19 protein-coding genes are annotated in these 21287 nt (G+C 77.8%); 7 read left to right on the top strand and 12 right to left on the bottom strand.

Annotation, left to right across the window (positions count from 1 at the left end; translation table 11 throughout):
• On the bottom strand, nucleotides 1–470 hold a 470-nt coding region (locus tag J5O08_RS21770; protein ID WP_308281698.1), incomplete at its 3' end, for an aminoglycoside phosphotransferase family protein.
• A gap of 56 nt (nucleotides 471–526) precedes the next feature.
• Here J5O08_RS21770 and J5O08_RS17835 point away from each other — a divergent pair.
• A complete protein-coding gene (locus tag J5O08_RS17835) occupies nucleotides 527–1291 on the top strand; it encodes a fructosamine kinase family protein (RefSeq protein WP_218708252.1) in 765 nt (254 codons plus the stop codon).
• Between the two features lie 289 nt (nucleotides 1292–1580).
• Here J5O08_RS17835 and J5O08_RS17830 read toward each other — a convergent pair whose 3' ends face one another.
• The 3 genes from J5O08_RS17830 to J5O08_RS17820 form a co-directional block, all read right to left on the bottom strand.
• On the bottom strand, nucleotides 1581–1973 hold the full coding sequence (locus tag J5O08_RS17830) for a PASTA domain-containing protein (RefSeq protein ID WP_218708251.1): 393 nt from the start codon (nucleotides 1971–1973) through the stop codon (nucleotides 1581–1583).
• A gap of 295 nt (nucleotides 1974–2268) precedes the next feature.
• The gene (locus tag J5O08_RS17825; RefSeq protein WP_218708250.1) at nucleotides 2269–3615 is read right to left on the bottom strand and encodes a cytochrome P450; all 1347 of its coding nucleotides are present in this window, start codon (nucleotides 3613–3615) and stop codon (nucleotides 2269–2271) included.
• Between the two features lie 55 nt (nucleotides 3616–3670).
• Nucleotides 3671–4645: a cation diffusion facilitator family transporter gene (locus tag J5O08_RS17820; protein ID WP_218708249.1), complete on the bottom strand. Its 975-nt coding sequence runs from the start codon at nucleotides 4643–4645 to the stop codon at nucleotides 3671–3673.
• Nucleotides 4646–4745: 100 nt separating this feature from the next.
• On the opposite strand from J5O08_RS17820, the gene J5O08_RS17815 reads away from it, so the two are divergent.
• The 3 genes from J5O08_RS17815 to J5O08_RS17805 all read left to right on the top strand — a co-directional run bounded on the left by J5O08_RS17815 (nucleotide 4746) and on the right by J5O08_RS17805 (nucleotide 8362).
• Complete coding sequence (locus J5O08_RS17815) at nucleotides 4746–6515, top strand: metallophosphoesterase (protein ID WP_218708248.1); 1770 nt, start codon at nucleotides 4746–4748, stop codon at nucleotides 6513–6515.
• A gap of 246 nt (nucleotides 6516–6761) precedes the next feature.
• Nucleotides 6762–7199 carry a winged helix-turn-helix domain-containing protein gene (locus tag J5O08_RS17810; protein ID WP_218708247.1) on the top strand — a complete coding sequence of 146 codons (438 nt, stop codon included), beginning with the start codon at nucleotides 6762–6764 and terminating at the stop codon, nucleotides 7197–7199.
• Between the two features lie 89 nt (nucleotides 7200–7288).
• Nucleotides 7289–8362: a YihY/virulence factor BrkB family protein gene (locus J5O08_RS17805; RefSeq protein WP_147796562.1), complete on the top strand. Its 1074-nt coding sequence runs from the start codon at nucleotides 7289–7291 to the stop codon at nucleotides 8360–8362.
• A gap of 69 nt (nucleotides 8363–8431) precedes the next feature.
• On the opposite strand, the gene J5O08_RS17800 is transcribed toward J5O08_RS17805, so the two are convergent.
• The 3 genes from J5O08_RS17800 to J5O08_RS17790 form a co-directional block, all read right to left on the bottom strand.
• On the bottom strand, nucleotides 8432–10066 hold the full coding sequence (locus J5O08_RS17800) for a heme peroxidase family protein (RefSeq protein WP_218708246.1): 1635 nt from the start codon (nucleotides 10064–10066) through the stop codon (nucleotides 8432–8434).
• 218 nt (nucleotides 10067–10284) lie between these two features.
• Nucleotides 10285–11448, bottom strand: a complete 1164-nt coding sequence (locus tag J5O08_RS17795) for a D-alanyl-D-alanine carboxypeptidase family protein (RefSeq protein WP_218708245.1) — start codon at nucleotides 11446–11448, stop codon at nucleotides 10285–10287.
• 352 nt (nucleotides 11449–11800) lie between these two features.
• Nucleotides 11801–13102, bottom strand: a complete 1302-nt coding sequence (locus tag J5O08_RS17790) for a hypothetical protein (RefSeq protein ID WP_218708244.1) — start codon at nucleotides 13100–13102, stop codon at nucleotides 11801–11803.
• A gap of 173 nt (nucleotides 13103–13275) precedes the next feature.
• On the opposite strand from J5O08_RS17790, the gene J5O08_RS17785 reads away from it, so the two are divergent.
• Nucleotides 13276–13734, top strand: coding sequence for a universal stress protein (locus tag J5O08_RS17785; protein WP_217614197.1), 459 nt, complete (start codon nucleotides 13276–13278; stop codon nucleotides 13732–13734).
• Between the two features lie 6 nt (nucleotides 13735–13740).
• Here J5O08_RS17785 and J5O08_RS17780 read toward each other — a convergent pair whose 3' ends face one another.
• The 3 genes from J5O08_RS17780 to J5O08_RS17770 are packed head-to-tail and all read right to left on the bottom strand — an operon-like array spanning nucleotide 13741 to nucleotide 16064.
• Entirely contained in the window at nucleotides 13741–15444 is a 1704-nt protein-coding gene (locus J5O08_RS17780; protein ID WP_218708243.1) for a RecQ family ATP-dependent DNA helicase, read from the bottom strand.
• The gene (locus J5O08_RS17775) at nucleotides 15441–15683 is read right to left on the bottom strand and encodes a hypothetical protein (protein ID WP_217614219.1); all 243 of its coding nucleotides are present in this window, start codon (nucleotides 15681–15683) and stop codon (nucleotides 15441–15443) included. Before J5O08_RS17775 ends, J5O08_RS17780 begins: the two co-directional genes overlap by 4 nt.
• A 30-nt stretch (nucleotides 15684–15713) precedes the next feature.
• Entirely contained in the window at nucleotides 15714–16064 is a 351-nt protein-coding gene (locus tag J5O08_RS17770; protein WP_217614199.1) for a hypothetical protein, read from the bottom strand.
• A gap of 148 nt (nucleotides 16065–16212) precedes the next feature.
• Between J5O08_RS17770 and J5O08_RS17765 the strand changes: the two genes are divergently transcribed.
• Nucleotides 16213–17004, top strand: a complete 792-nt coding sequence (locus tag J5O08_RS17765) for a glycoside hydrolase family 16 protein (RefSeq protein WP_218708242.1) — start codon at nucleotides 16213–16215, stop codon at nucleotides 17002–17004.
• Between the two features lie 18 nt (nucleotides 17005–17022).
• Here the strand turns inward: J5O08_RS17765 and J5O08_RS17760 are convergent, their stop codons facing one another.
• The gene (locus J5O08_RS17760) at nucleotides 17023–17844 is read right to left on the bottom strand and encodes an SDR family oxidoreductase (RefSeq protein ID WP_218708241.1); all 822 of its coding nucleotides are present in this window, start codon (nucleotides 17842–17844) and stop codon (nucleotides 17023–17025) included.
• A 113-nt stretch (nucleotides 17845–17957) separates the two neighbouring features.
• Entirely contained in the window at nucleotides 17958–20039 is a 2082-nt protein-coding gene (locus tag J5O08_RS17755; protein WP_218708240.1) for a DNA/RNA non-specific endonuclease, read from the bottom strand.
• 270 nt (nucleotides 20040–20309) lie between these two features.
• Between J5O08_RS17755 and J5O08_RS17750 the strand changes: the two genes are divergently transcribed.
• The coding region (locus tag J5O08_RS17750) for a caspase family protein (RefSeq protein WP_218708238.1) at nucleotides 20310–21287 on the top strand (978 nt) is incomplete at its 3' end.

The following is a 21287-nucleotide window of genomic DNA, read 5'->3' as shown; positions in this document are numbered from 1 at the left end:
CGCAGCACGTCCGCCGCCGCGGCCAGCCGCCGGGCCGCGGGCGCCCGGACCGCCCGCAGCGGAGTGCCGGGCCGCACCCGGCCGAGCAGCAGCGCCCAGTCGCCCGCGTGCGCGTCGACCAGCGGCACCGCGCCGCGCCCGCCCCAGGCGCGCAGCACCGCGGCCTCGTCCCGCGCCTCGTCGTGCGGGAACGACAGCTTGAGCACCAGGTCGCGCCCGGCGGCGTCGCGGGCGGGCGCGCACCAGGACGCCGAGCCCGACGGGAACGGGTCGCCCAGCACCAGGTCCCAGCGGCGGACCGCGCGGTCCACCAGGGACGGCAGGCGGCCGAGCCAGGCCGTGCCCTCGGGGGTGCGCCCGGCCCCCTGGAGCAGGGCCGCGGGCAGCGCCGGCGACCGCGGCCCGCCACGGCGCGCCTCCCCCGGCGGCGGCGCGCCGCTCACGAGGATCGGGTCGGCGTCGGGCGGCACGCGCGCCAGGCTATCCGCGGCCCGCCCGTGCCCGCCGCGTCGAGGGAGGCCGCCGCATGGACACCTACCGCAAGCGCCGCGCGGGCGCGCCCCCGGGGTTCTTCGCGTGCGAGGCCGCCGGGCTGCGGTGGCTGCGCGTGCGCGGCGGTGCGCCGGTCGTCGAGGTGCTCGGCGTCGGCGCCGACCACCTGGACCTCGCGGCCCTGACCGAGGTGCCGCCGAGCCGGCGGGCGGCGCGCGAGCTGGGCCGCGGCCTCGCGGTCATGCACGACGCGGGCGCCCGCCGGTTCGGCAGCCCGCCCGACGGCTGGCAGGGCGACGGGTTCTTCGGCCCGCTCGACCAGCCGCTGCCCATGCCCGCGGGCGACCACGAGCGCTGGGGCGCGTTCCTCGCCGACTGCCGCATCGAGCCGCTGGCTGCGGCCGCCGAGCGGCGCCGGGCGCTGGGGCCGGACGACGTCGCGCTGCTGCGCCGGCTCGCGGACCGGCTCCGGTCGGGCGAGCTCGACGACGACGACGCGCCCGCGCGGCTGCACGGGGACCTCTGGTCCGGCAACGTGCTGTGGACGCCGACGGGGGCCACGCTGATCGACCCGGCCGCGCACGGCGGCCACCGGGAGTCCGACCTGGCGATGCTCGCGCTGTTCGGGTTCCCGCACCTCACCGACGTCCTCGACGCCTACCAGGAGGTGCACCCGCTGCGCCGCGGGTGGCAGCACCGTGTCGCCCTGCACCAGGTGTACCCGGTGGGGATGCACGCGGTGCTGTTCGGCGGCGGCTACGCCGCGCAGCTGCGCCGGCTCGCCGCGCCCTACGCGTGACGGCCGTGCGTGCGCCCGGCGGGGCCGTGGGCCCCGCCCGGGCGGGTCAGCACCTGTACGCCACCGTCCGCCGCGCCCGCTTGTCCTTCTCCCGCGCGACCTGATCCGCCCCGGCCTCGTTGAGGGCCGTCGGTGACGAGCCACCCGTCCCGCGTCCGTCCACCCCTCACGAGGGGCGCGTGCTCCGCGTCCGGGCCGGTCCCTCCACGGCGGGATGCTGCACCGCCGCGCGGACCGGGAGCTCTGAGTCTCACCCCGTCCAGCGCGGCGGCGCCAGCGTTTATTCCGGTCAGCCCACCGGGTCGGTGGTCATCCGGACCGTGAGGGTCACCTCGGTGCCCGGCTCGACGGTGCCGGAGGTGGGGTCCTGCGTGACGACGACCCACTGGGTCGGGTCGTCGATCGGCCGGCCCTGGCCGGACGCGTCGGCGGCCTGGACCTCGAGGCCGCGGGCCTCGAGCGTCTCCTGCGCGGTCGCGAGCAGCAGGTTGGTCTGGTCGATGACCTGGACGTCCTGGGTCTCGGCGGCCGCGGTGGTGGTGTCGTCGGACGCGGAGCCCGCCGACGTGCTGCCCTCGCCGGAGGCGCAGGCGGCGAGCAGGGAGACCGTCGCGACGGCGGCGGCGGCCACGCTGAGGGTGCGCGTGGTCCGGCGACCGGCTCGGGCGATGGACATGTTCATCGGGGGCCCTCCTGGGCTGTTGCGGTGCGTCACGGACCGCGGTCCCCGGGGTCGCCGGTCGCCGCGGAGGGCGCGGGACGGGCGAACGCGCCGCGCTGCGGCTCGCAGGCGGCCGTCGTCGGCAGTCGAGCGGCCGCCCGGGACGTGCCCCGGCGGGCGACGCGCCCTCGGCCCACAGCCTACGCCTGTCGGGCGACAGGTTACGTCCGCATTTCGGGGATCTGTGACGCAGCCACCGGCGGTGACGCCCGGACGGCCCAGGCGTTCACCCGTGCGCACCGCCCGGGCGGGTGCGTCAGGCGGCGGCGCCCGGCCTCCCGGCCACGTGGAACCGCGCCCCGAAGTGGTCGAACGTGGCAGGCAGCGGGTCGGTCGCGAGGTGCCGGGCGCGCGGGAAGACCAGATCGGCCTCCGCCAGGCGCGCCAGCAGCCGTCCCGCGACGAGCAGCACGACGTTCCGCCCCGGGCAGGAGACGGGACCGCCGCTGAACGGGATCAGCCCCCAGTCCGCGTCCGCGCGCCCGTCGAGCCACGCCTCGGGCGCCCAGGCGTCCGCGATGTCCAGGCGCTCCGGGTCCCGGTGGACGTGCGCGCTGACGACCGCGAAGCTCGTCCCGGCCGGCAGCTCCCGGTCGCCCCAGGTGGTCGGCGCGGTGCTGTCCCGCAGGACGACGAGCGTGGTCGGCCACAGGCGCACCGCCTCGAGCACCGACCCGCGGGCGTAGGGCTGCATCGAGGCGCCCGAGGCGGCCTCGTCGCGCAGCCGGTCCCGGACGGCCGGCCGCGCGGCCGCGACGGCGAGCGCGCGCAGCACGGCCGCTCCGGCCGCGTCGAACGCGAACAGCCACTGCGGCACCTGGCCCACGGGGTCCACGCCCCGCTCGGCCTGCGCGGCCGCGGCGTGCGCGACGAGGCTGCCGGGCTCCGCGCGGCGGACGTAGGCGTGCAGCCGGTCGGCGAGCTCCGCCCGCAGCCGGGGACGGCGCGGGTGCAGGTACGCCCAGTTCGCCGCGCGCCGGAGGGTGCTCAGCACGTCGGTGACGCGTTCGTCGTGCCGCGCGGACTCCCCCAGCACGACCGTGCGGACGGTGCGCCAGAACGCCGGGGCGAAGGTCGGCCAGTCGAGCACGCCGCCGCGGTCGACCTGCGCGAGCAGCGCCGCCGCCTCGCGGTCCACCGCGGCGAGCAGCGCGTCGGCGTCCCCGTGGACCGGCTCGGACGTGTCGAGCGCCTGCTCGTTGAGGAGCCGGCGCGCGGGACGCCGGTGCGCCGGCGAGATCAGCACGCTGTCCGGCTCGAAGTGCCCGAGCGCCGCTCGCTTCTCCACCGTCGCCGGGCTGAACGGGTCGGGCGACCCGGCGAGCAGCGCACCCACGTCGCCCGCCTCGAGCGGCAGCACCAGGCGCCGCGGACCGAGCCGCAGCACGACCGGGGCGCCGCCGTGCTCGCGCCGCACGTCGCGCAGCAGCGCGCCGGCCGCCCGGTCGGTCTGCCGGCGCTCGGCCCACGCGGTCGCGCGGGGCCGGCGGACGATCGCGCCCTGCGCGACGAGCGGGCCGAGCACGCGCGCGGCGACGGCGGCGGACCGGGCGGGTCCCAGGTCGACCGGGGTGCGGGGGCTGACGGCGGCGGGATGGGGCATCGGGGTCTCCCGTGGGGTGCGGAGCGAATGCGGGAAGGTCGCGGCCGGACGGGTCTCAGGGCGTGAGCGCCGCCTCCTGCGGCTCGGACAGGGACAGCACGGCCCCGACGACGCCCGGCACGGCCGTGACCTGGCGTTCGACGGAGGCGAGCACGTGCGACGCCTCGTCCTCGGCGAGGTTGCCCGCCAGGTCGACGGCGCCGACCAGGAACAGCTGCCGCGCGCCGACGACCTCGAGCCGGAGCTGGGTCACCCGCGCGACCTCGGGCATCGCGAGGAGCGCACGAACCGCCGCGCCCTGCAGCGCCGGGTCGGCCGTCTCCCCCACGAGGAACCGGCGGTTCCGGTCGATGAGCAGCACGGCCACGACCCCGAGCAGCACGCCCACCAGGATCGAGCCGACCGCGTCCGGCACCGGCGATCCGGTGACCTGGTGCAGCGCGATGCCGGTCCCGGCGATCACGATGCCGACGAGCGCCGCGGCGTCCTCGAAGAACACGGCCCGGACCGTGGGGTCGGACGTCGCCAGCACGTGCTCCCACAGGTCCATCTCCCGCCGCCGGGCCGCCCGCCGTGCCTGCCGCCACGCCTGCAGGAACGACGTCCCCTCGAGCAGGAGCGCGACGCCGAGCACGACGTAGGCGACGACGTACGACGACGCGGGCTCCGGGTGCACCAGCTCCTGGATCCCGTGCGTGATCGACACGCCCGCACCGACGGCGAACAGGCCGATGGCTGCGAACAGCGACCAGACGTAGACCTCGCGCCCGTAGCCGAGCGGGTGCGCGCGGTCCGGGGCCCGTGCCGCGCGCCGCTGGGCGACGAGCAGGAACACCTCGTTGCCGGTGTCGGCCCACGAGTGGGCGGCCTCCGCGAGCATCGACGCCGCGCCGGTGAGCACCGCGGCGACCGTCTTCGCGACCGCGATGAGCGCGTTGGCGGCGAAGGCGACGACGACGGTGAGGGTGCTCTCGGCGTGGCCGTCCGCCGCCGCGGGCGGGCCGTCCGGCGTGGTGACGGGGCTGCTCATGCTCTCCGGAGTAGCACAGCAGGGGACGCCCCGCACGGGCGAGCGGGGACCCGCCGTCCCGGCAGGACGGCGCCGGGGCGGCGCGTCTAGGCTCGGCGGGATGCCCGCACCCGACGCCACCCCCGAGCCCGCCGAGGCCGCGCCGCCGGTCCGTCCCGTCCGTCCCGCGCGCCCCGGCCGCCGCCGCCGGTGGCTGCTGCACGCCCTGCTGGCGCTCGTCGCGCTGCTCGCCGCGCTCGTGTTCGGGGTCACGACGGCGACCGCCGAGTCGAGCCTCGGCCCGCACGAGGCGCGGTACGACGTCACGACGGACGCGACGGTCACGATCGACGTGGGTCCCCTCGGCACCCTGCAGATCGACTCGCCGCTGCCGCTCGGGCTCGGCGCGCGGGTCACCGTCGAGGAGATCCCCGCCGGCGTCGACGCGCTGCACGGGATCGACACGCTCCAGGCGCTCACCGGGGACCTGAACTCCTACCTGCAGTTCTTCACCGGGCCGCAGGCGACGATCGAGGACGCGGCCCGCGCGCTCGTGGCGAACGCGCTGTGGCGGACGCTGGGCGCGCTCGTCGTGCTCGTGGCGCTGTGGTTCGGGGGACGCTGGCTGCTCGGGCCCGGGCGGCGCGAGGAGCTGGCCGGCCGGCTGGCGCCGCACGGCGCGCAGCTCACCGCGGGCGGCCTCGCGGTCGTGCTGGTCGGGACGCTGGTCACCGCGAGCGAGCGCGGCGACGCCGCGGAGCGCGCCCCGTCCCAGACCGCGTCCGCCGTCTTCGACGGGACGCCGCTCGAGGGCGCGCGGATCACCGGGCGGCTCGGCGGCATCGTCGACACCTACGGCGGGCTGGTCGTCAAGGCGTTCCAGGAGAACGAGGAGTTCTACGACCAGGCCGACGACGCGCTCGTCGCGGCGTGGGCGGACTGGGAGGGGCGCCGGGACGTCCAGGCCGAAGACGCCGACGACGCCCCGACCGCGACCGCGGGGCCGACGGCCGGGCCGACCGGGTCGCCCAGCCCGACGGCGGACGCCGGGGAGCCGACCGACGAGGAGGCCGAGCCGCTCACGCTCCTGGTCATCTCGGACCTGCACTGCAACGTCGGCATGGCCCCGCTCATCACGTCCCTCGCCGAGATGTCGGGCGCCGAGGTCGTGCTCGACGCGGGCGACACCACGATGAACGGGACCTCCGTCGAGCAGTACTGCGTGACGACGTTCGCCCGGGCGATCCCGGACGGCGTCGACCTGATCACGGCGCCGGGCAACCACGACTCCGCCGAGACCACCGCGCAGTACGCGCGGGCGGGCGCGACCGTCCTGGACGGCGGCGTCATCGACGTGCGCGGCATGCGCATCCTCGGCGACCACGACCCGAAGGCCACCCGGCTCATCCAGACGCAGACCCAGGACGAGTCGTACGCCGAGGTCGGCACCCGCCTGTCCGAGGCCGCCTGCGAGGACCCCGACGGCGTCGACCTCGTGCTGTTCCACAACCCGCGGACCGCACCGACGATGCTGGCCGACGGCTGCGTGCCGGCGCTGGTGTCCGGGCACATGCACACCCGCACGGACCCCGAGCAGATCGAGGAGGGGATCCGGTACATCTCGTCGTCGACCGCGGGCGCTCAGGAGAACGAGCCGCGGATCGGCCCGCTCAAGGGTACCGCGGAGATGACGCTGCTGCGCTGGGACCCCACCACGCGGGAGATCCTCGACTGGCAGCTCGTCGAGATCGGCACGGACGCGAGCGCGGTCGTCCACGACCCGGAGCGCTGGCCCGCCGTGGTGCCGGTCCCCGCCGACGAGGAGGACGAGGCCGGGTCCGGGCCGTCGGCGACGCCCTCCGGCGCGGCGACGGCGCCCGCGGCGGGCTGACGCCGCCCCGCACGACACCTCCGTCCGCCTCCTGAGACGGGCCGCGCGATCGGTGCCGCCCCGCGGCTCCCCGTGCCACACTCACGACCATGACCTCCGCGCTCCGCCCGTGCCGCACCCTGCGGCACGCCTGCGCGTGTCCGCTCTGTCGGGCCTGACCGCCTCCCCACCTGCCGTCAGATCCGCGCGGGACGTCGTCGTCCCGCCCCGCCGCCCGCGAGCGGCGGACCCCCGAGGAGCACCCCCGTGAGCGTCCTGACCCCTGCCACGCCCGCCCGTCCCGCCGTCCGCCCGGCCGGCACCGCCCCGGCGCACGCCGCCGACCTCCCCACCCAGGCCGACCTGCGCCGGTTCGAGGAGCTGCTGGCCGCCCTGCCCCTGACCCCGGCGGTCGTCGTCGACCTGCCCGGCCGCCGCCTGGTGGTCGACGGGCAGGACGTCGACCTGACCCGCCAGGAGTTCGACCTCGTGGCGTACTTGGCGCGCTCGGCCGGACGCGTCGTCAGCCGCGACGAGCTGTACGACGGCGCCTGGCGCAGCCACGACCTGTCCGACCGCACCCGCACGGTCGACGTGCACGTCCGCCGGGTGCGGGCGAAGTCGGGCCTCGACGGGTTGATCGCGACGGTGCGCGGCGTCGGGTACCGGCTCAACGCCCTGGACGGCCTGCGCGTCGTGGCCTGAGCCGCGGGGAGCGCCCCGTTCCTGTGGCGGGCCGGGCGCCGGCGGGTGACGCTGGCGCTCGGAACACCCGTGCCACCCAGGAGGTCCCCGTGGCCCACGCCGACGACGAGCAGACGAGCACCGCACGTGCCGACGCACCCGAGCCGGACGACCCGCGCAAGCCCGACTCCCCCGACGACCTGACCAAGCGGTCGTGGCGGTACGTGCTGCGCACCACGATCCGCGAGTTCAACCACGACCAGTGCACCGACCTCGCCGCCGCGCTCACGTACTACGCGGTGCTGGCGATCGCACCGGGCCTGCTCGCCGTGGTGTCGATCCTCGGCCTGGTCGGCGACGGGCAGCAGCTCGTCGAGGACCTGGTGTCGACGGCGACGGGGATCGTCGGCCAGGACAGCGCCGAGAACACGCTGCAGCCGATCCTGGAGAACCTCACGAACTCCCCCGGCGCCGGCCTGACGTTCGTCGTCTCCCTGGTTGTCGCGCTGTGGTCGGCGTCCGGGTACGTGAACGCCTTCAGCCGCGGCATCAACCGGGTCTACGAGATCGACGAGGGCCGGCCGGTGTGGAAGCTGCGCCCCGTGCTGCTGCTCGTCACCCTCGTGCTGGTGCTGTTCGCCGTGGTCATCGTCGTGGCCGTGGTGCTGTCGGGCGGCATCGCCCGGAGCGTCGGCGACGCGATCGGCCTCAGCTCCGTCGCCGTGACCGCCTGGAACATCGCCAAGTGGCCCGTCGTGCTGCTGCTGGTGATCGTGGCGGTCGCGATCCTCTACTACTTCACGCCGAACGTGCGGCAGCCGAAGTTCCGCTGGATGAGCGTGGGCGCCCTCGTCGCCGTGGTCGTGTGGATCCTGGCGTCGGTCGGGTTCGGGTTCTACGTCGCGAACTTCGGGTCGTACAACAGCACCTACGGCTCGCTGGCGGGCGCGATCGTGCTGCTCCTGTGGCTGTGGATCACCAACCTGGCGCTGCTGTTCGGCGCGGAGCTGGACGCCGAGGTCGAGCGCGGCCGCGAGCTCCAGGGCGGGATCGAGGCCGAGCGCACGATCCAGCTGCCGCCGCGGGACACCCGCGCGAGCGACAAGAAGCGGGCGAAGGCGGAGGAGGACGTCCGCCGCGGGCGGCTCATCCGGGAGCAGCGCCGGACGCGTCCGCCGCGCTGACCCCGGGACGGGCGCGGACCGGCCGGGCACGCGTCGCGCGTGCCCGGCCGGTCCGCGCGGGAGCCGCGCTCAGGACGCCGTGACGCCCGCGACGTCGAGCAGGTCCGCCAGCCCGCCGATCGTCCGGGCGCCGTCGCCGCCCGGCAGCACGGGCACGGGCCCGGTGCCCCACGCGGGGACGCTCGTGAGGAACGACCCGGGGTCGTGCCGCATGAGCCCGACGACCGTCTCCGCGACCAGCCGGCTGCCCACGGGACCGAGGGAGTTCCCCGAGGTCAGCACCTCGGCCTCCTTGAGCACGTAGTACCAGAGCGGCGTGCGCCCGGTGAGCTCGGGGCTGGTGAGCGCGGACCGGACGCCCGCCGGCGCGCCGCGGAGCAGCTCGGCGCGGGTCAGCGGTCGGATGCGCAGCGCGCGGGCGACCGCCTCCCCCGTCGGCACCCCGAGCAGGTAGCCGCGCAGCAGGTTCCGCTTGGCCAGGTGCTCCTGGATGCCCGCGAGGTCCCGCGGCTCGTTCCGCATGACCGACAGGTCGTCGGCGAGCTGGGTGTCGATCGCGCGGGCGAAGTGCCGCGGGTCCGGGTCGGCCTTGTCGACGAACCGGTCCCACTCGATCGCCCAGTTCTCCGGCAGCGTCTGCGCGCCGCCGATGAAGCCCCCGCGACCGGTGAACTGGAACAGCTGGTCCAGGGTGGCCCGCGGCGCGACGAACCCGGGGTCGCCGAAGTTCCGGTTGTAGTCGTAGGCGTTGCGCACCTGCGAGTGGCCGAACCGGAACGCCGCGACCGAGAACTCGAGCGGCATGACCGGCGGGCGCTTCGCGGGGAACCGCTGCAGGTAGAGGCCCTTGAGCTCGGACAGGACCCAGTCGACGGTCCCCGGCACGGTCACCGTCCGCAGGTAGTCGTGCACGATCAGCCACTGGTGGGTGTGCTGCACGAAGTGCTGCGCGCGGGCGAGCAGGTCGGTGTCGGACAGCCCCGGCTCCGCGCTCCGGAACGCGGTCACCACCGCGTTGTGGAACCGCAGGTAGGCGGTGTGCAGCTGCGCGACGACCAGGTTCTCGTCGTTCCGGGAGTCGCCGATCGTCGCAGGGAACTGGGTCCGGCCCGTCGCGGGGTCGGTCACCGGGTGCCGGCCCGGCAGGTCGCGGGCGGCGGGGTCGGTGGCCGCGGGCACCGGCTGGCCCGGCGCGGGCGACGCGAGGGCGCCGACGCGCAGGAACGGCCCGTCGTAGAACGCGGCGGACCGGTCGCCGTCGGAGCCGTCGCCGTAGACGGAGTCCAGGTTGAGGTACGGCTGCCGGGCGTTGCCGAGCGCCTGCCGCACCGTGGCCGCGTCGACGGGACGGAGCGCGGGGTCCGCGACCGCCGGCTGCTGCAGGCGGGGGTCCGCCGAGTCCTCGAGCGTGAGGTCGTGGTCGATGAACTGGCCCCAGTAGGTGTACACCGCCGGGATCGTCGACGGCGGGGCCGGGCTGGTGGCCGGCTCGGCCATGGCGCCGCCGAGCCGGCGGAGCAGCGCGATGACCTGCGGCGGGTCGGCGGACGGCAGGTGGGCGTCGGCGTCGCCGACCAGGTCGGCGAACAGGTAGCCGAAGTCCGAGGCGTGCGCCTGGCGGTGCAGGACCTCCCCGTGGCCGACGTTCTCGACCACCCGTCCGGCGACGGCGGGCGCGGCGGTCTCGGTCTGCGTGGCGTTCATGTGGTTCCCCCTGGGCGGTGCCGGGCCGCGGTGGGCGCCCGGCCGGGTGGCGGACCCGCGCCGCGCGGGGCGGCGGGGTGAGCGGTCCGGGTCGTCACCGGGGGGGGTGCGGACGGCGCGGGCTGCGAGTCCGGCGCGACGCGGCCGACGACGACGTCGGGGCGGCGCGCACGCCGGGTGCGCGAGGCGACCATCACACCACCGCGTGCGCGGGGGCTTCAAGAGTCGGCGGCGGCCGGACCGGCAGGCGCCGCACCGGCGGCGCCTGCTGCCGCCGGTGCCGGCGTGCCGGTGTACTCCCAGTGCCAGGGCTCCGCCGGACCCGCCCCGCCCGGGCCGGCCCAGGCCGGGTGCTCCCAGCCGTGCGCGGGCCCGTGCTCCACCATCCACGCGTACAGCGGCTGGTCGAACTGCCCGACCCCGCCGAACCCGGCGAAGTCGACCGCGACGCCCCAGCCGTGGTGCGACACCCCCGCCGGCGCGGCGAGCCCGCCCTTCGCCGCCTTGAGCGCCGCCTGCTCCGCGTAGGTCCGGTAGGTGCTGCCGACCGGCAGGTCGGTGCCGTGCTCGGCCCGGAACTCCTCGTTGAGCGCCGTGAGCGCGACCACCGCGTCGCAGCGGAGCCGCGCCCCGGGCGCGAACGGCACCGGGCACAGCAGCACGGGGTCGACGGTCCCGTCCGCGAGGAGCCCCGACGGGCGCGCGCCGCCGCCCCCGGTGCGCACCGGCGCGCCGACGACCCGCCCGTCGAGCACGGGCAGGTCCGCCGCGGCACGCGTCGCCTCGCCGGCGGCCTGCTCCACCCGGTCCAGCCCCGCGACGTCGCCCGCCGCACGGTCCGCCGCGACCGGCACGCTGCGCTCGACGGCCAGCGCGAGCCGGAACACCGACCCGGCGGCCGCGCGGACGCGCAGCGCCGAGGCGACGCGGTCACCGGCCGTCGCGGCCGGCTCGGCCCAGGCGTCCGTGAGCCGGACCACGGCCGCGTCCATCCCGGGCAGGTCGTCGAGCGGCTGCGGCGACACCCGCAGCGGCTCCACGCCGGCGGCGGCGTCCAGGGCCGCGCGGGCGAGCAGTGCGGACGCGGCGGTCACGGCGGGCTCCTCCGCCGTGGTCCGAGCCACCCACCGGTCGCCGTCCGCGGCGGCGGTGCGGACCGGGTCGAACCCGCGGCCGGTGGCGTCCTCGGCCGTCGCGGCGGCGGGAGCCGGGGGCGCGCCGGTCCCGCCGAGCGCCGGCGTCCCGGTGAGCGTGACGCCGAGCGCCACCGCGAGGCCCGCCCCGAGCAGCGACCGGCCACCGACCCGGGCGACCGCCGCACCCCGGCCGAGCCGCGCGCGCCCGGCCATCCGGTGGCGGGGGCGGCGCGGCGCTGACGGCATCGCGGGGGCTCCTGGGCGAGGCGGGTCGCTGGTCCGCGTGGGCGCGCCACCCGGGTGATCCGGACCCGCGACGCCCACCGCGCGCCCGAGCCGCGTCGTCGCCGATCCCCCAGCCGGGGTGCCGGTGCCGCGCCAGGAGTGCGCGCCGGTCGTACCGGGCTCCAGCACCCGGCTCCCGCCACGGGCGCCCCGTTCTGTCGAGGCGTGCCGTCCGGCCAGCGTAGGAACGCCCCGCGGACGGTGTCAACGCGAACGAGTGATCCGGGTCACACCGCGGCGTGCTGGACGGCGCTGTGCCGGAGGCGGCCCGGCGCGACCCGGGCACACCGCGCGCGCACCGGCGACGAGCGGATCACAGGGCGTCCCGGGCGGCCTCCGCGGCACGCAGCCGCTGCTCCGCGCGCTCGGCCTGCCGCGCCGCCGCCGTCCGTGCGGAGCGCGCGTGCCGCACCTCGAGACCGACCTCGCGGGCCTCCTGCTCGGCGGACGCCAGGGCGGCCCGCAACCGCTCGATCTCCTCCCGGGCGCGGGCGATCGTGCCGTCCAGCTCCTCGGCCCGGGCCTCGGCCGCGTGCAGCCGGTCGTCGGCCGCGTCGCGCGCCCCGCGACGCTCGTCCGCCTCGTCGCGCGCGAGGGCGACGTCCTGCTCGGCGGCCCGGACGGCAGCCGCGCGCCGCTGCGCCCGGACCTCGCGCTCGGCCGCGGCCCGGCGCGCGGCGCTGCGCCCCTGCTCGGCCTGGCGCCCCTGCTCGGTCTCGCGCTCCTGCTCGACCCGGCGCTCCTGCTCGGCCTCGCGCTCCTGCTCGACCCGCACGCGGCCGCGGCGCCGCCTGCCGGGCAGCGACACCGTCTCCCCCGGACCGCCTGTGACCTCGCCATCGCCGGGCCCCGCGTCCTCCGTGCGCTCGCCGCCGCCGGACCCCGGCGCGTCCTCGTCCGCGACGCGGGGCCGCGACCGCCGCCCCGCCGGGGCCGCGCGCAGCGGCCGCTGCGGCTCCTCCTCGGCCAGCAGCCGCCCACGACGCCGACCGGGACGTGCCCCGGTCGACCCGTCGAGGTCCGGCTCCCCGTCCGACCCGTCCGCCGCCGCGCCCGCGTCGTCCGGCACCGCGCGCAGCGGCGTCCGTCGCCCCGGCGCGCCGGCGAGGGCCGGCGCGTCCGGCACTGCCACCGCGCCCTCGACGTCGACCGGCTCGAACCCCGAGGAGAACAGGTCCCGCACGAGCAGCCCCGTCGCGACCGCCGCGGCGGCGTCGGGGTCGCCCATCGCCGCGCGGAGGGTCGCCTCGACCTGGCCGCGGACCGCGCCGCCCGCCCCGCCGCCGAGCAGCTCCAGGGCCGCGTCCGCCGCCGCGCCGACGGCCCGCTGCTGCTCCGCGTGCAGCGCCCGGAGGTCCGCACCCGCGAGGGCCGCCTGCGCCTCGCGGATCCGGACCCCGAGGTCGAGCAGCGCGCCCAGGTCGTCGGGACGCTCCCGCACGAGGAGGTTGACGGCCGCGGCGGCGGAGGAGGGCTTCCGCAGCGCGCCCACGGCGCGCGCGAGGTCGCGCTCCCCGTCGGACCGGGCGGCCTTGACGGCGGCGGTGCGGGCGCCGGTGAACCCCGTCGGCGGCACGCCGTACAGGTCCGCCGCCACGCTCACCAGGTCCGCCACCGCCGTCCTCCCGCGTGCTCGTCGCCCCGTCCGCCCCGTCGGCCCAGCGAACCACGCCACCGACCCCGACGCCCGCGTCGGCACGCCCGGCCGGAGGTCCCGTCCCGGCGGCCCGTGGCAGCCGATAGCGTCGGGGCGACCAGCACGGACGACGTGAGAGGGGACGGTGCGGCGTGACCGGCCACCAGTTCGAGATCGGCCGCGACGGGCCCACCGCGGTCGTCGTGGGCGTGGACGGCTCCGACCCGTCGCTGCGTGCCGCCGCCTACGCGGTGGGCGTGTGCCGGCGCCAGGGCAGCCGCCTGGTGGTCGTCTACGTGCGCGAGCCCGGCGGCGGGGTGGCGTCGCTGATGGACACGACCGGCGCGGCGAGCGTCGCCGTCGTCGAGCACCAGGACGCCGTCGAGCGCGCCCTCCGCGACCCGCGCGCCCTCGCCGACGCGCGGGGTGTGCCGGTCGAGGTCGTGGTGCGCACCGGCGACCCGTACCAGGTGCTGTCCGCCGTCGCGCACGAGGTGCGCGCGGACAGCGTCGTGGTCGGGTCGTCGGCGAGCATCGGCCACCGGATCGCCGGCTCGCTGGCCGTGCGGCTGGTGCGGAACGCGCGCTGGCCGGTCACCGTCGTGCCCTGACGGGCCTCAGGCCGCGGCACCCCCGGCGGGGGCCGTCCCTGCCGCTCCCGGCACCGGCCCCGACGTGGGCCGCAGCAGCCCCGACTCCAGCGCGACCTCGGTGTCCAGCGTGACGTACCCCCGCTCGGCGAAGAACACCGTGACCCGGTCCTCCTCGACCACCGACACCTGCCCGGGTCCCCACTCCGCGTGCTCGACCGCCTGCCCGGGCCGCAGCGGCGCGTCCTCCACCTCGACCGACGTGCCCGCGTCGCAGGAGTCGCAGGCCCCGCAGGGCCGCGGGTGCTTCTCCCCGAGCAGCTCGAGCAGCAGCCGGCGCCGGCAGTCGGTGGTGTCGGCGTAGGTGCGCACCACCTCGACCCGGGTCCGCTCGACGGTCCGCCGCTCCTCCTGGCGCTCGGTGGCCGTGCGCGCCGCGGCCTGGGCGGACATCCCGGTCGCCACCAGCGTCCCGCCGTCCTCGCGCCGGACCGCCCCGGTGTCGAGGAGGACGCCGAGGGCGCGGGAGGCCGTCCGCACGGCGAGCCCGCTCGCCCGCGTCAGCGCGCGCTGGTCGCGGCCCCCGTCCGGTGCGGCCGCGACGGCGTCCAGCACGGCCGCGAGCGTGCGCTGCTTCGGCACTCCCCCGGTCCGCAGGTACTGGTTGAACCCGTAGTCGTCCGGGCGGCTGACCAGCACCGCCCGCGCGGGCTCCCCGTCGCGCCCGGCGCGGCCGACCTCCTGGTAGTAGGCGTCGAGCGACGTGGGCGGGCCGGCGTGCACCACGAACCGCACGTCCGCCCGGTCCACGCCCATGCCGAACGCGCTCGTGGCCACGACCAGGTCCTGCTCCCCGGACAGGAAGGCCCGCTCGACGGCGGCGCGCTCCTTCGCCGGCAGCCCGGCGTGGTAGCCCCGGGCCGTCAGCCCGGCGCGGCCGAGCGCCTCGACCAGCTCCTCGACGTGCGTCCGGGTGCGGGCGTAGACGAGTCCCGCGCCGCCGGGGTCCGCGACCAGCTCGCCGACGAGCGCCGCCACCCGGTCGTCCCGCTCGCGCGGCGTGGACGCGTGGTGCGCGCCGAGCCAGATGTTCGGCCGGTCGGCGTCGTGCACGAGCACCCGGGCGTCGACCATTCCGAGCCGCTCCACGACCTCGTCCCGCACCTGGGGCGACGCGGTGGCGGTCAGCGCCAGGACCCGCGGGCGGCCGAGCCGCTCGACGGTGCCGGCCACGTGCACGTAGTCGGGCCGGAAGTCGTGTCCCCACTCGCTGACGCAGTGCGCCTCGTCCACGACCACGAGCCCGACGGGCGCGCGGTCGAGCGCCTCGGCGACGGGACCGCGCGCCAGCTGCTCCGGCCCGAGCACGAGGACGTCGAGCTCGCCCGTCGCGGCCGCGTCCAGGGCTGCGGCCTGCGCGCGGGCGCCGCGGGCCGAGCTCACCGACTCCGCCCGCAGCCCCGCCTCGCGCAGGCCGGCGACCTGGTCCCGCTGCAGCGCGAGCAGCGGCGACACCACGACGGTCAGCTCCCCGCTCAGCAGCGTGGCGATCGCGTACACGGCGGTCTTCCCGGCCCCGGACCGCGCGACCAGGAGGGTGTCCCGGTCGCGCAGCCCGTCGAGCGCGTCGCGCTGCGCCTCGCGGAGCGTCGCGTCCGGGCCGAGGACCCGGCGCACGGCGGCGTCCAGGTCCGGCGCCTCGGCCCCGGACCCGTCGGTCGTCCGCGTCACAGGGTGCGCGCGCGGTTGAGGCCGAGGAAGAACGCGCCGCCGCTGCACAGGATCCCGGCCGTGAACAGCCAGATCTCGGCGGTGTCGACCGCGAGCCCCATCAGGTAGAGCCCGCCCACGAACAGCACGAAGCAGAACAGGAACAGCAGCACCCGCGCGGGCGGGGGCGGCGGGGGCTGCTCCTCGGACGCGCGCACGCGCTCGAGGTAGTCGTCGTCGACGGTGCCGCGGTCGGACACGGGGGCCTCCGGTGGGGGGTGGTGGGGCGCTCAGCGGCGCGGCTGGGCGGGGTTGGTGGGGACGCCGTGGGACGGCGGGTTCTGGGGCGGCCCGGCCGTCTCCGGAGCGGCGCTGCTGGTGCCCGCCGGGGCCGGGGCCGTCTCCGCGGCGGGGGCCGCGGCGTCCCCGGAGGACGGGCGCTGGCCCTCGGCGAGGTCGAGCAGCCGGTGGTCGAGGATCTGGATCACCGCGACCCGGTTCGCGTGCGCCTCCTCGTACCGGCGGAGCACGTCGATCTCGTCGGCCTCCAGGCTGCGGATGCGGTGGCCGAGCGAGCCGATCGGCAGGTGGTCGTAGTCCGGCACGGGCAGGTCCTCGCGGCGCACGTCGTCGTCGGTCATGCGTCCTCCCGGGGTCGTGGCGGCGCCGGGCGCGGCCGCCGCGATCGACGCTAGGCCGGGGTGCGGGGGCGTGCCACCGGAGCGCGGCCGGTCCTACGATCGGCGGGTCCGCGCACGCCCGCCGACACCGCACCGCCAGGGAGCACCCGTGCCCGCACCCCACGCCCCCGGACCCACCGACCTCGACGAGCGGTTCGCGACGCCGCCTGAGGAGCGCGGCTGGACGCTCGCCTACCTCCCGGCGTGGAGCTCGTACACCGCCGCCGTGGCGGCCGCCCGCACCGGCCCCGACGGGCTGCACCTGACGATCCCCGCCGACCACCCGGTCTGGTGCCCGGGCGACCACGTGCCGCCGCTCCGGGTCTCGGCGGCGCAGAGCGGGTCCTGGTCGGGTCCCGTCGGGAGCACGCGCGGGCAGCAGCCGTTCCGCGCCGGGCAGACGGTGCGCGAGGAGCAGCCGGCGCGGTGGGCGTGCACCCCGGCGCAGGGCCGGGTCGAGGTGACCTGCCGCGCGACGATCGGCCCGGGCTCGATGTTCTCCGCCTGGCTGGTCGGCATCGAGGACGTGCCGGAGCGCAGCGGCGAGCTCTGCGTGGTCGAGGTGTTCGGCGACACCCTGGGGACCGACGAGGACGGCATGCCGACCGCCGCGCTCGGCTCCGGCGTGCACCCGTTCCGCGACCCGGACCTGCGCGAGGAGTTCGCCGCGCCGCGCACCGCGGTCGACGTCGCGGCGCGGCACACCTACGCCGTGACCTGGCGGCCCGGGCGGGCGGTGTTCGAGGTCGACGGCGTGGTCACCCGGTCCCTCGCCCAGGGGCCCGGCTACCCGCTGCAGCTCATGCTGGGCGTGTTCGACTTCCCGGACCGCCCGCACGGGCCGGGGGCGCCGGCGGTGCCCGAGCTGGTGGTCGAGCGGGTGCGGGTCACGCCCGGCTGACCGACGCGCGGGCGGGCGTCACTCCCCCGGCTCGTCCGGGCGCCCGCCGTCCAGCGGCTGCGTGAACCCGGCGTGCATCGCCGCCTTCGCCCGGTCGGGCAGCACCGCCGCGGCCGCGGTCTGGAGCCGCGCCTTGAGCGACCGGACCTCGACCTTGTCGGTGCCCGCCATCATCCCGTCGAACGCCTGGTCGGCCACGTCGGCCGGGTCGTCCTTCGGACCGCGCCCGACCGGCGTCTGCTCCATGCCGGCGCGTGCGAAGAACTGCGTGTCGGTCGGGCCGGGCAGGAGGGTGGTCACGGTGACGCCGGTGTCGCCGAGCTCGTGGCGCAGGGCCTCGCCGAACGACTGCACGAACGACTTCGACGCCGCGTAGCTCGCGTACCAGGGACCGGGCATCAGCGCGGCCGTCGACGCGGTCAGCAGCACCCGCCCGGACCCGCGCTGCACCATCGCGGGCACCAGCGCCTTCGCGAGCCGCACCGTGCCGACCACGTTCAGCCCGATGACCGCGAGGTCGCCGTCCAGCGGGGTCTCGACGAACGGGCCGCCCGCCCCGAGGCCGGCGTTCAGGGCCAGCGCGTCCACCGGCCGGCCGACCGCGCGCACCGCGTCGACGAGCTCCGCGACGCCGTCGGCGGTGCCGAGGTCCGCGTGCACGGGCCGCACCGCGTTGCCGGCGGCGGTGAGCGCGTCGGCGGCGAGGGCGATCTGCGGCTCGTCGGCGGCGACCACCAGGTCGAAGCCCTCGGCGGCGAACCTGCGGGCGAGCTCGAGCCCGATCCCGCTCGACGCCCCGGTGACGACCGCCAGCGGGCGGATCGCGATGTGCTCGGTCATGGGTCGGCCTCTCGTCCGGCGCGCGGGCGGCCCGGCCGCACCCGCCCGTCGGACGCTAGGTCGCGCCGCCCCGGGCCGCCACCGGGCGCGGCGGCCCGGGCTCGCGCGACCGGTCAGCCGCCCAGCACGATCTCCCCGTAGGTCCTGAGCTCGTGCGCGGCCACCGTCGCCTCGACGGTCCCCAGCGGGTCGGCGGCTGCGTACGCCGACAGGTCCAGCCCGGTCAGCGCCCCGATCATCGAGACCGGGACCTGGAACGTGCGGTACGCGCCGAACGTCGCCTCCGCGAGCACGCTCGGCAGGAACGCGTCCTGCCCGAGCACGTAGCCCGTGACCACGAGCCGCCCGCCCCGGTCGACCACCGCGACCACCTTCCAGAACTGCCGCGGCAGCAGCACGCCCCGGTACGGCGGGTCGTCCGGGGCCAGCACCGGGCCGGCGAGCACCGAGATGCGCAGCCGGTCGCGCCGCGCCGTGCCGAGCAGGTACTCCTCGAGGCCGAGCCACAGGGTCGAGCCGGCGTTGAACGCGTGGTGCTGCGGGGCCGAGTTCGTGTAGTGGAACGTGTCGTCGTTCGCCGCGCGCGCCAGCGGCCCCCACGACGGGTCGAGCCGCCGGACGAGGTGGCCGCGGTCGAGCGCGTTGTCCGCGTACACCTCGGCGCCGGTCTGCTCCTCGCGCGGCAGGCGCGGGTCGAGGATCCACCGGTCGTCGCTGCGCGGGCGGGCGTCGGTGTGCGCGCCGTCGACGTTCACCGCCGTGCACAGCGCGAGCCGGCGGACCCGGTGCATCACCACGCTGAAGTGGTGGTACCGCAGCTCCGCCGATGCGACCGGCGCGTTCGGCCCCGGGTCCGGCAGCGGCAGCGGCACGCCGAGGAAGCCGGGGTCGTAGCCGCCGCGCGCGGCGTAGTCGGGGTCGATGGCGAGCGACTCGTGGGCGGTCGCGGGCACGGGCCCGGGTGCCGTCGGCCCGTCCGGGACCGGGGCCGGCGCGGCGCCGAGCGCGACCTGCACGGTCAGCGTGAGCGGGATCGCGACGGCCCCGCCGGCGGTCCCGGAGGGGACGGCGCCCACGGTCGCGGCGAGCGTCGCGGACCCCGTCGTCGCCGACGCCGCGCCGGGTGCCGACGTCGCGGCCGCCTCGGGCCCGCCGTGCGGCGTCGCCGGGTCGTCCAGCGCGTCGACGAGCGCTCGCCGCGCCGGGTCGAGCGGCAGCCCCGCGAGGTGCGCCAGGATCCTGCTGATCCGGATCCCCTCGTTCAGCGACCCGGACCCGCCGGGCGACGGGTCCGGCACGCTCGCGTGGTGCAGCGCGACGACCTCCCACTGGTCGTTGAACACCGGCGACCCGGACGACCCCGGCTCGGTGTCCGTGACGTAGTGCAGCACCTGCTCAGGGATGTCGACGAGCCGGTTCTCCCGCAGCGCCACCTCCTTCCGGCGCGCCGCGGGGTGCTGCACGATCGTCACGGACTCCCCCACGACGACGGTGCCCTGCGCGCCCGTGAGCCGGCACCAGCCGAACGGAGCGGTGCTGGCGGGTGCGCCGGCGACGGCGACGAGCGCGAAGTCGAGCTCGGGGTCCGCCGCGAAGAACACGTCGGGGTCGAGCCCGACCTCGACGACCGGCATCGGGTCGCCGTCGAGCGCCCGCTGGAAGTCGAGCTGCAGCACGCTGCCCGCGGCCACGTCCGCCGCCGGCAGCACGTGGTGGTTCGTCAGCACCAGGTGCGGCGACACCAGGAACCCCGTGCCGAACCCGGCGGTGCGGCCGTCGGCGCCGCGGATCACGACCCGGCCGACCGTGCGCTGTGCGACGAACCCGCCCTCGAGGTACCGCGCCTCCAGGAAGTCCGGCTGGTTGACCACCTTCTCCAGGAGGATCTGCGGGGCGTCCGGCAGGGACAGACGCTCGGCCGCGTCCGCGACCAGTGCGGGGGCGGGCACGTCGGCGGGCACCGAGTCCGGGTCCTCGCCGGTGCGGAACCGGCTCACCCGGTCCACGCGGCGCGCCACCCGCAGCGGGTCGTTGGCCGCGGCGAGCTCCCCGCGGTCGACGCGGTCGATCGCCGGGAGCCGGACGTCCGCCCGCTCCCGGGCTCGGCGGGCGGCGAGCTCCCGCTGGTACTCCTCCTGCGCCCGGAGGCGCTCCGGCAGGGTGGTGGCGCCTCCCGGCGCGCTGACGGTGTCCATGGTCCGGTCCCCTCGGGCGGACGACGCGGCGGGCGCCCGGCGCTGCGGGCGGGTGGCCGGGCGGGGCGGGCGTCGTCGTCCGTCCCCCGCCCGGCGGACAGGACGCACGGGGGGACGCGCTCGACGCTAGCAGTGTGACCCACGCCACACCAGTGCCGCCGAGGGCCTTGACGCGCCCGCGCGCCGGTGCTGCACTCGAAGGGTCCGCGCCCCGGACGACGGAGTCGAGATGGCCGCCCGCCCACACCCGTCAGCCACCCGCCGGGTCGGGTGAGCACGGTGGCGCGCGCGCTGGTCCTGGTGGGCGTCGCCCGCACCGGCGGCCGGTTCCCGGAGCTGCCGGCGGTGCCCGGCGCGGTCGCGGCGGTGCGCGCCTGGGCCGCCGAGCAGGGCGTCCCCGACGACCTGGTGCTGGCGTTCACCGACGACGACGGCACGCCCGTGACCGCCTCGGCCGTGCTCGCGGGCGTGCGCGGCCTGGTGGACCGCGGGGACGTCGACCAGCTCGTCGTGTACTTCAGCGGCCACGGCATCAACACCGGGAACGCGGAGTTCTGGCTGCTCACCGGAGCGCCCGAGGACGGCAGCCAGGCGGTCAACGTGTCGCTGACCTCGTGGTTCGCGGAGCGGCTGCCCGTCCGGCACGTGGTGCTCGTCTCCGACGCCTGCCGGACGGCCGCGAGCACCGTGCAGGAGCTGAGCGTCCAGGGGGTCGCGGTCGTCCCGAACCTGCCGCCGAGCGGCCCCGCCGCGGCGGTGGACGTGTTCTACGCCTGCGCGCTCGGCGACCCCGCGTACGAGGTGAAGGACCCCGCGGCGTCCGGGGCGGCGTACCAGGCGCTGTTCACGTCGGCGCTCGTGGGGGCGCTGCGCGGCGACCACCCGGCGCTGGTGACGCCGGGGCCGGGCGCGCTCGCGGGAGGCGGCGGTGCCGCGGGCGCCCCGGGAGGCGCCGGTGCCGGGCCGGGCGCCGGGTTCGGGCTCGTGCAGCCCTGGCCGCTCAAGCGGGCGCTGCCGGGGCTGGTCGCGGAGCGGCTGACGGCCGTGCACGCCCCGCTCGACCTGGCCCAGACGCCCGACGCCCGGCTGTCCTCGGACCCGCTCGAGGCGTGGCTGTCCCGGATCGAGCCGTGGCCGCTCGCAGCGCCGGAGGCGGCCGCGGCCGACGGCGCCGCGGGGGGCGCGGGCACGGAGGGCGGCGGCGCGCCCGCGTCCGCCACGTCCCCGGGCGGCACGCTCGCGGCCCCC

Source organism: Cellulomonas sp. PS-H5, assembly GCF_019265565.1.
GTDB lineage: Bacteria > Actinomycetota > Actinomycetes > Actinomycetales > Cellulomonadaceae > Cellulomonas.
This window is presented reverse-complemented; position numbering and strand designations above follow the sequence as displayed.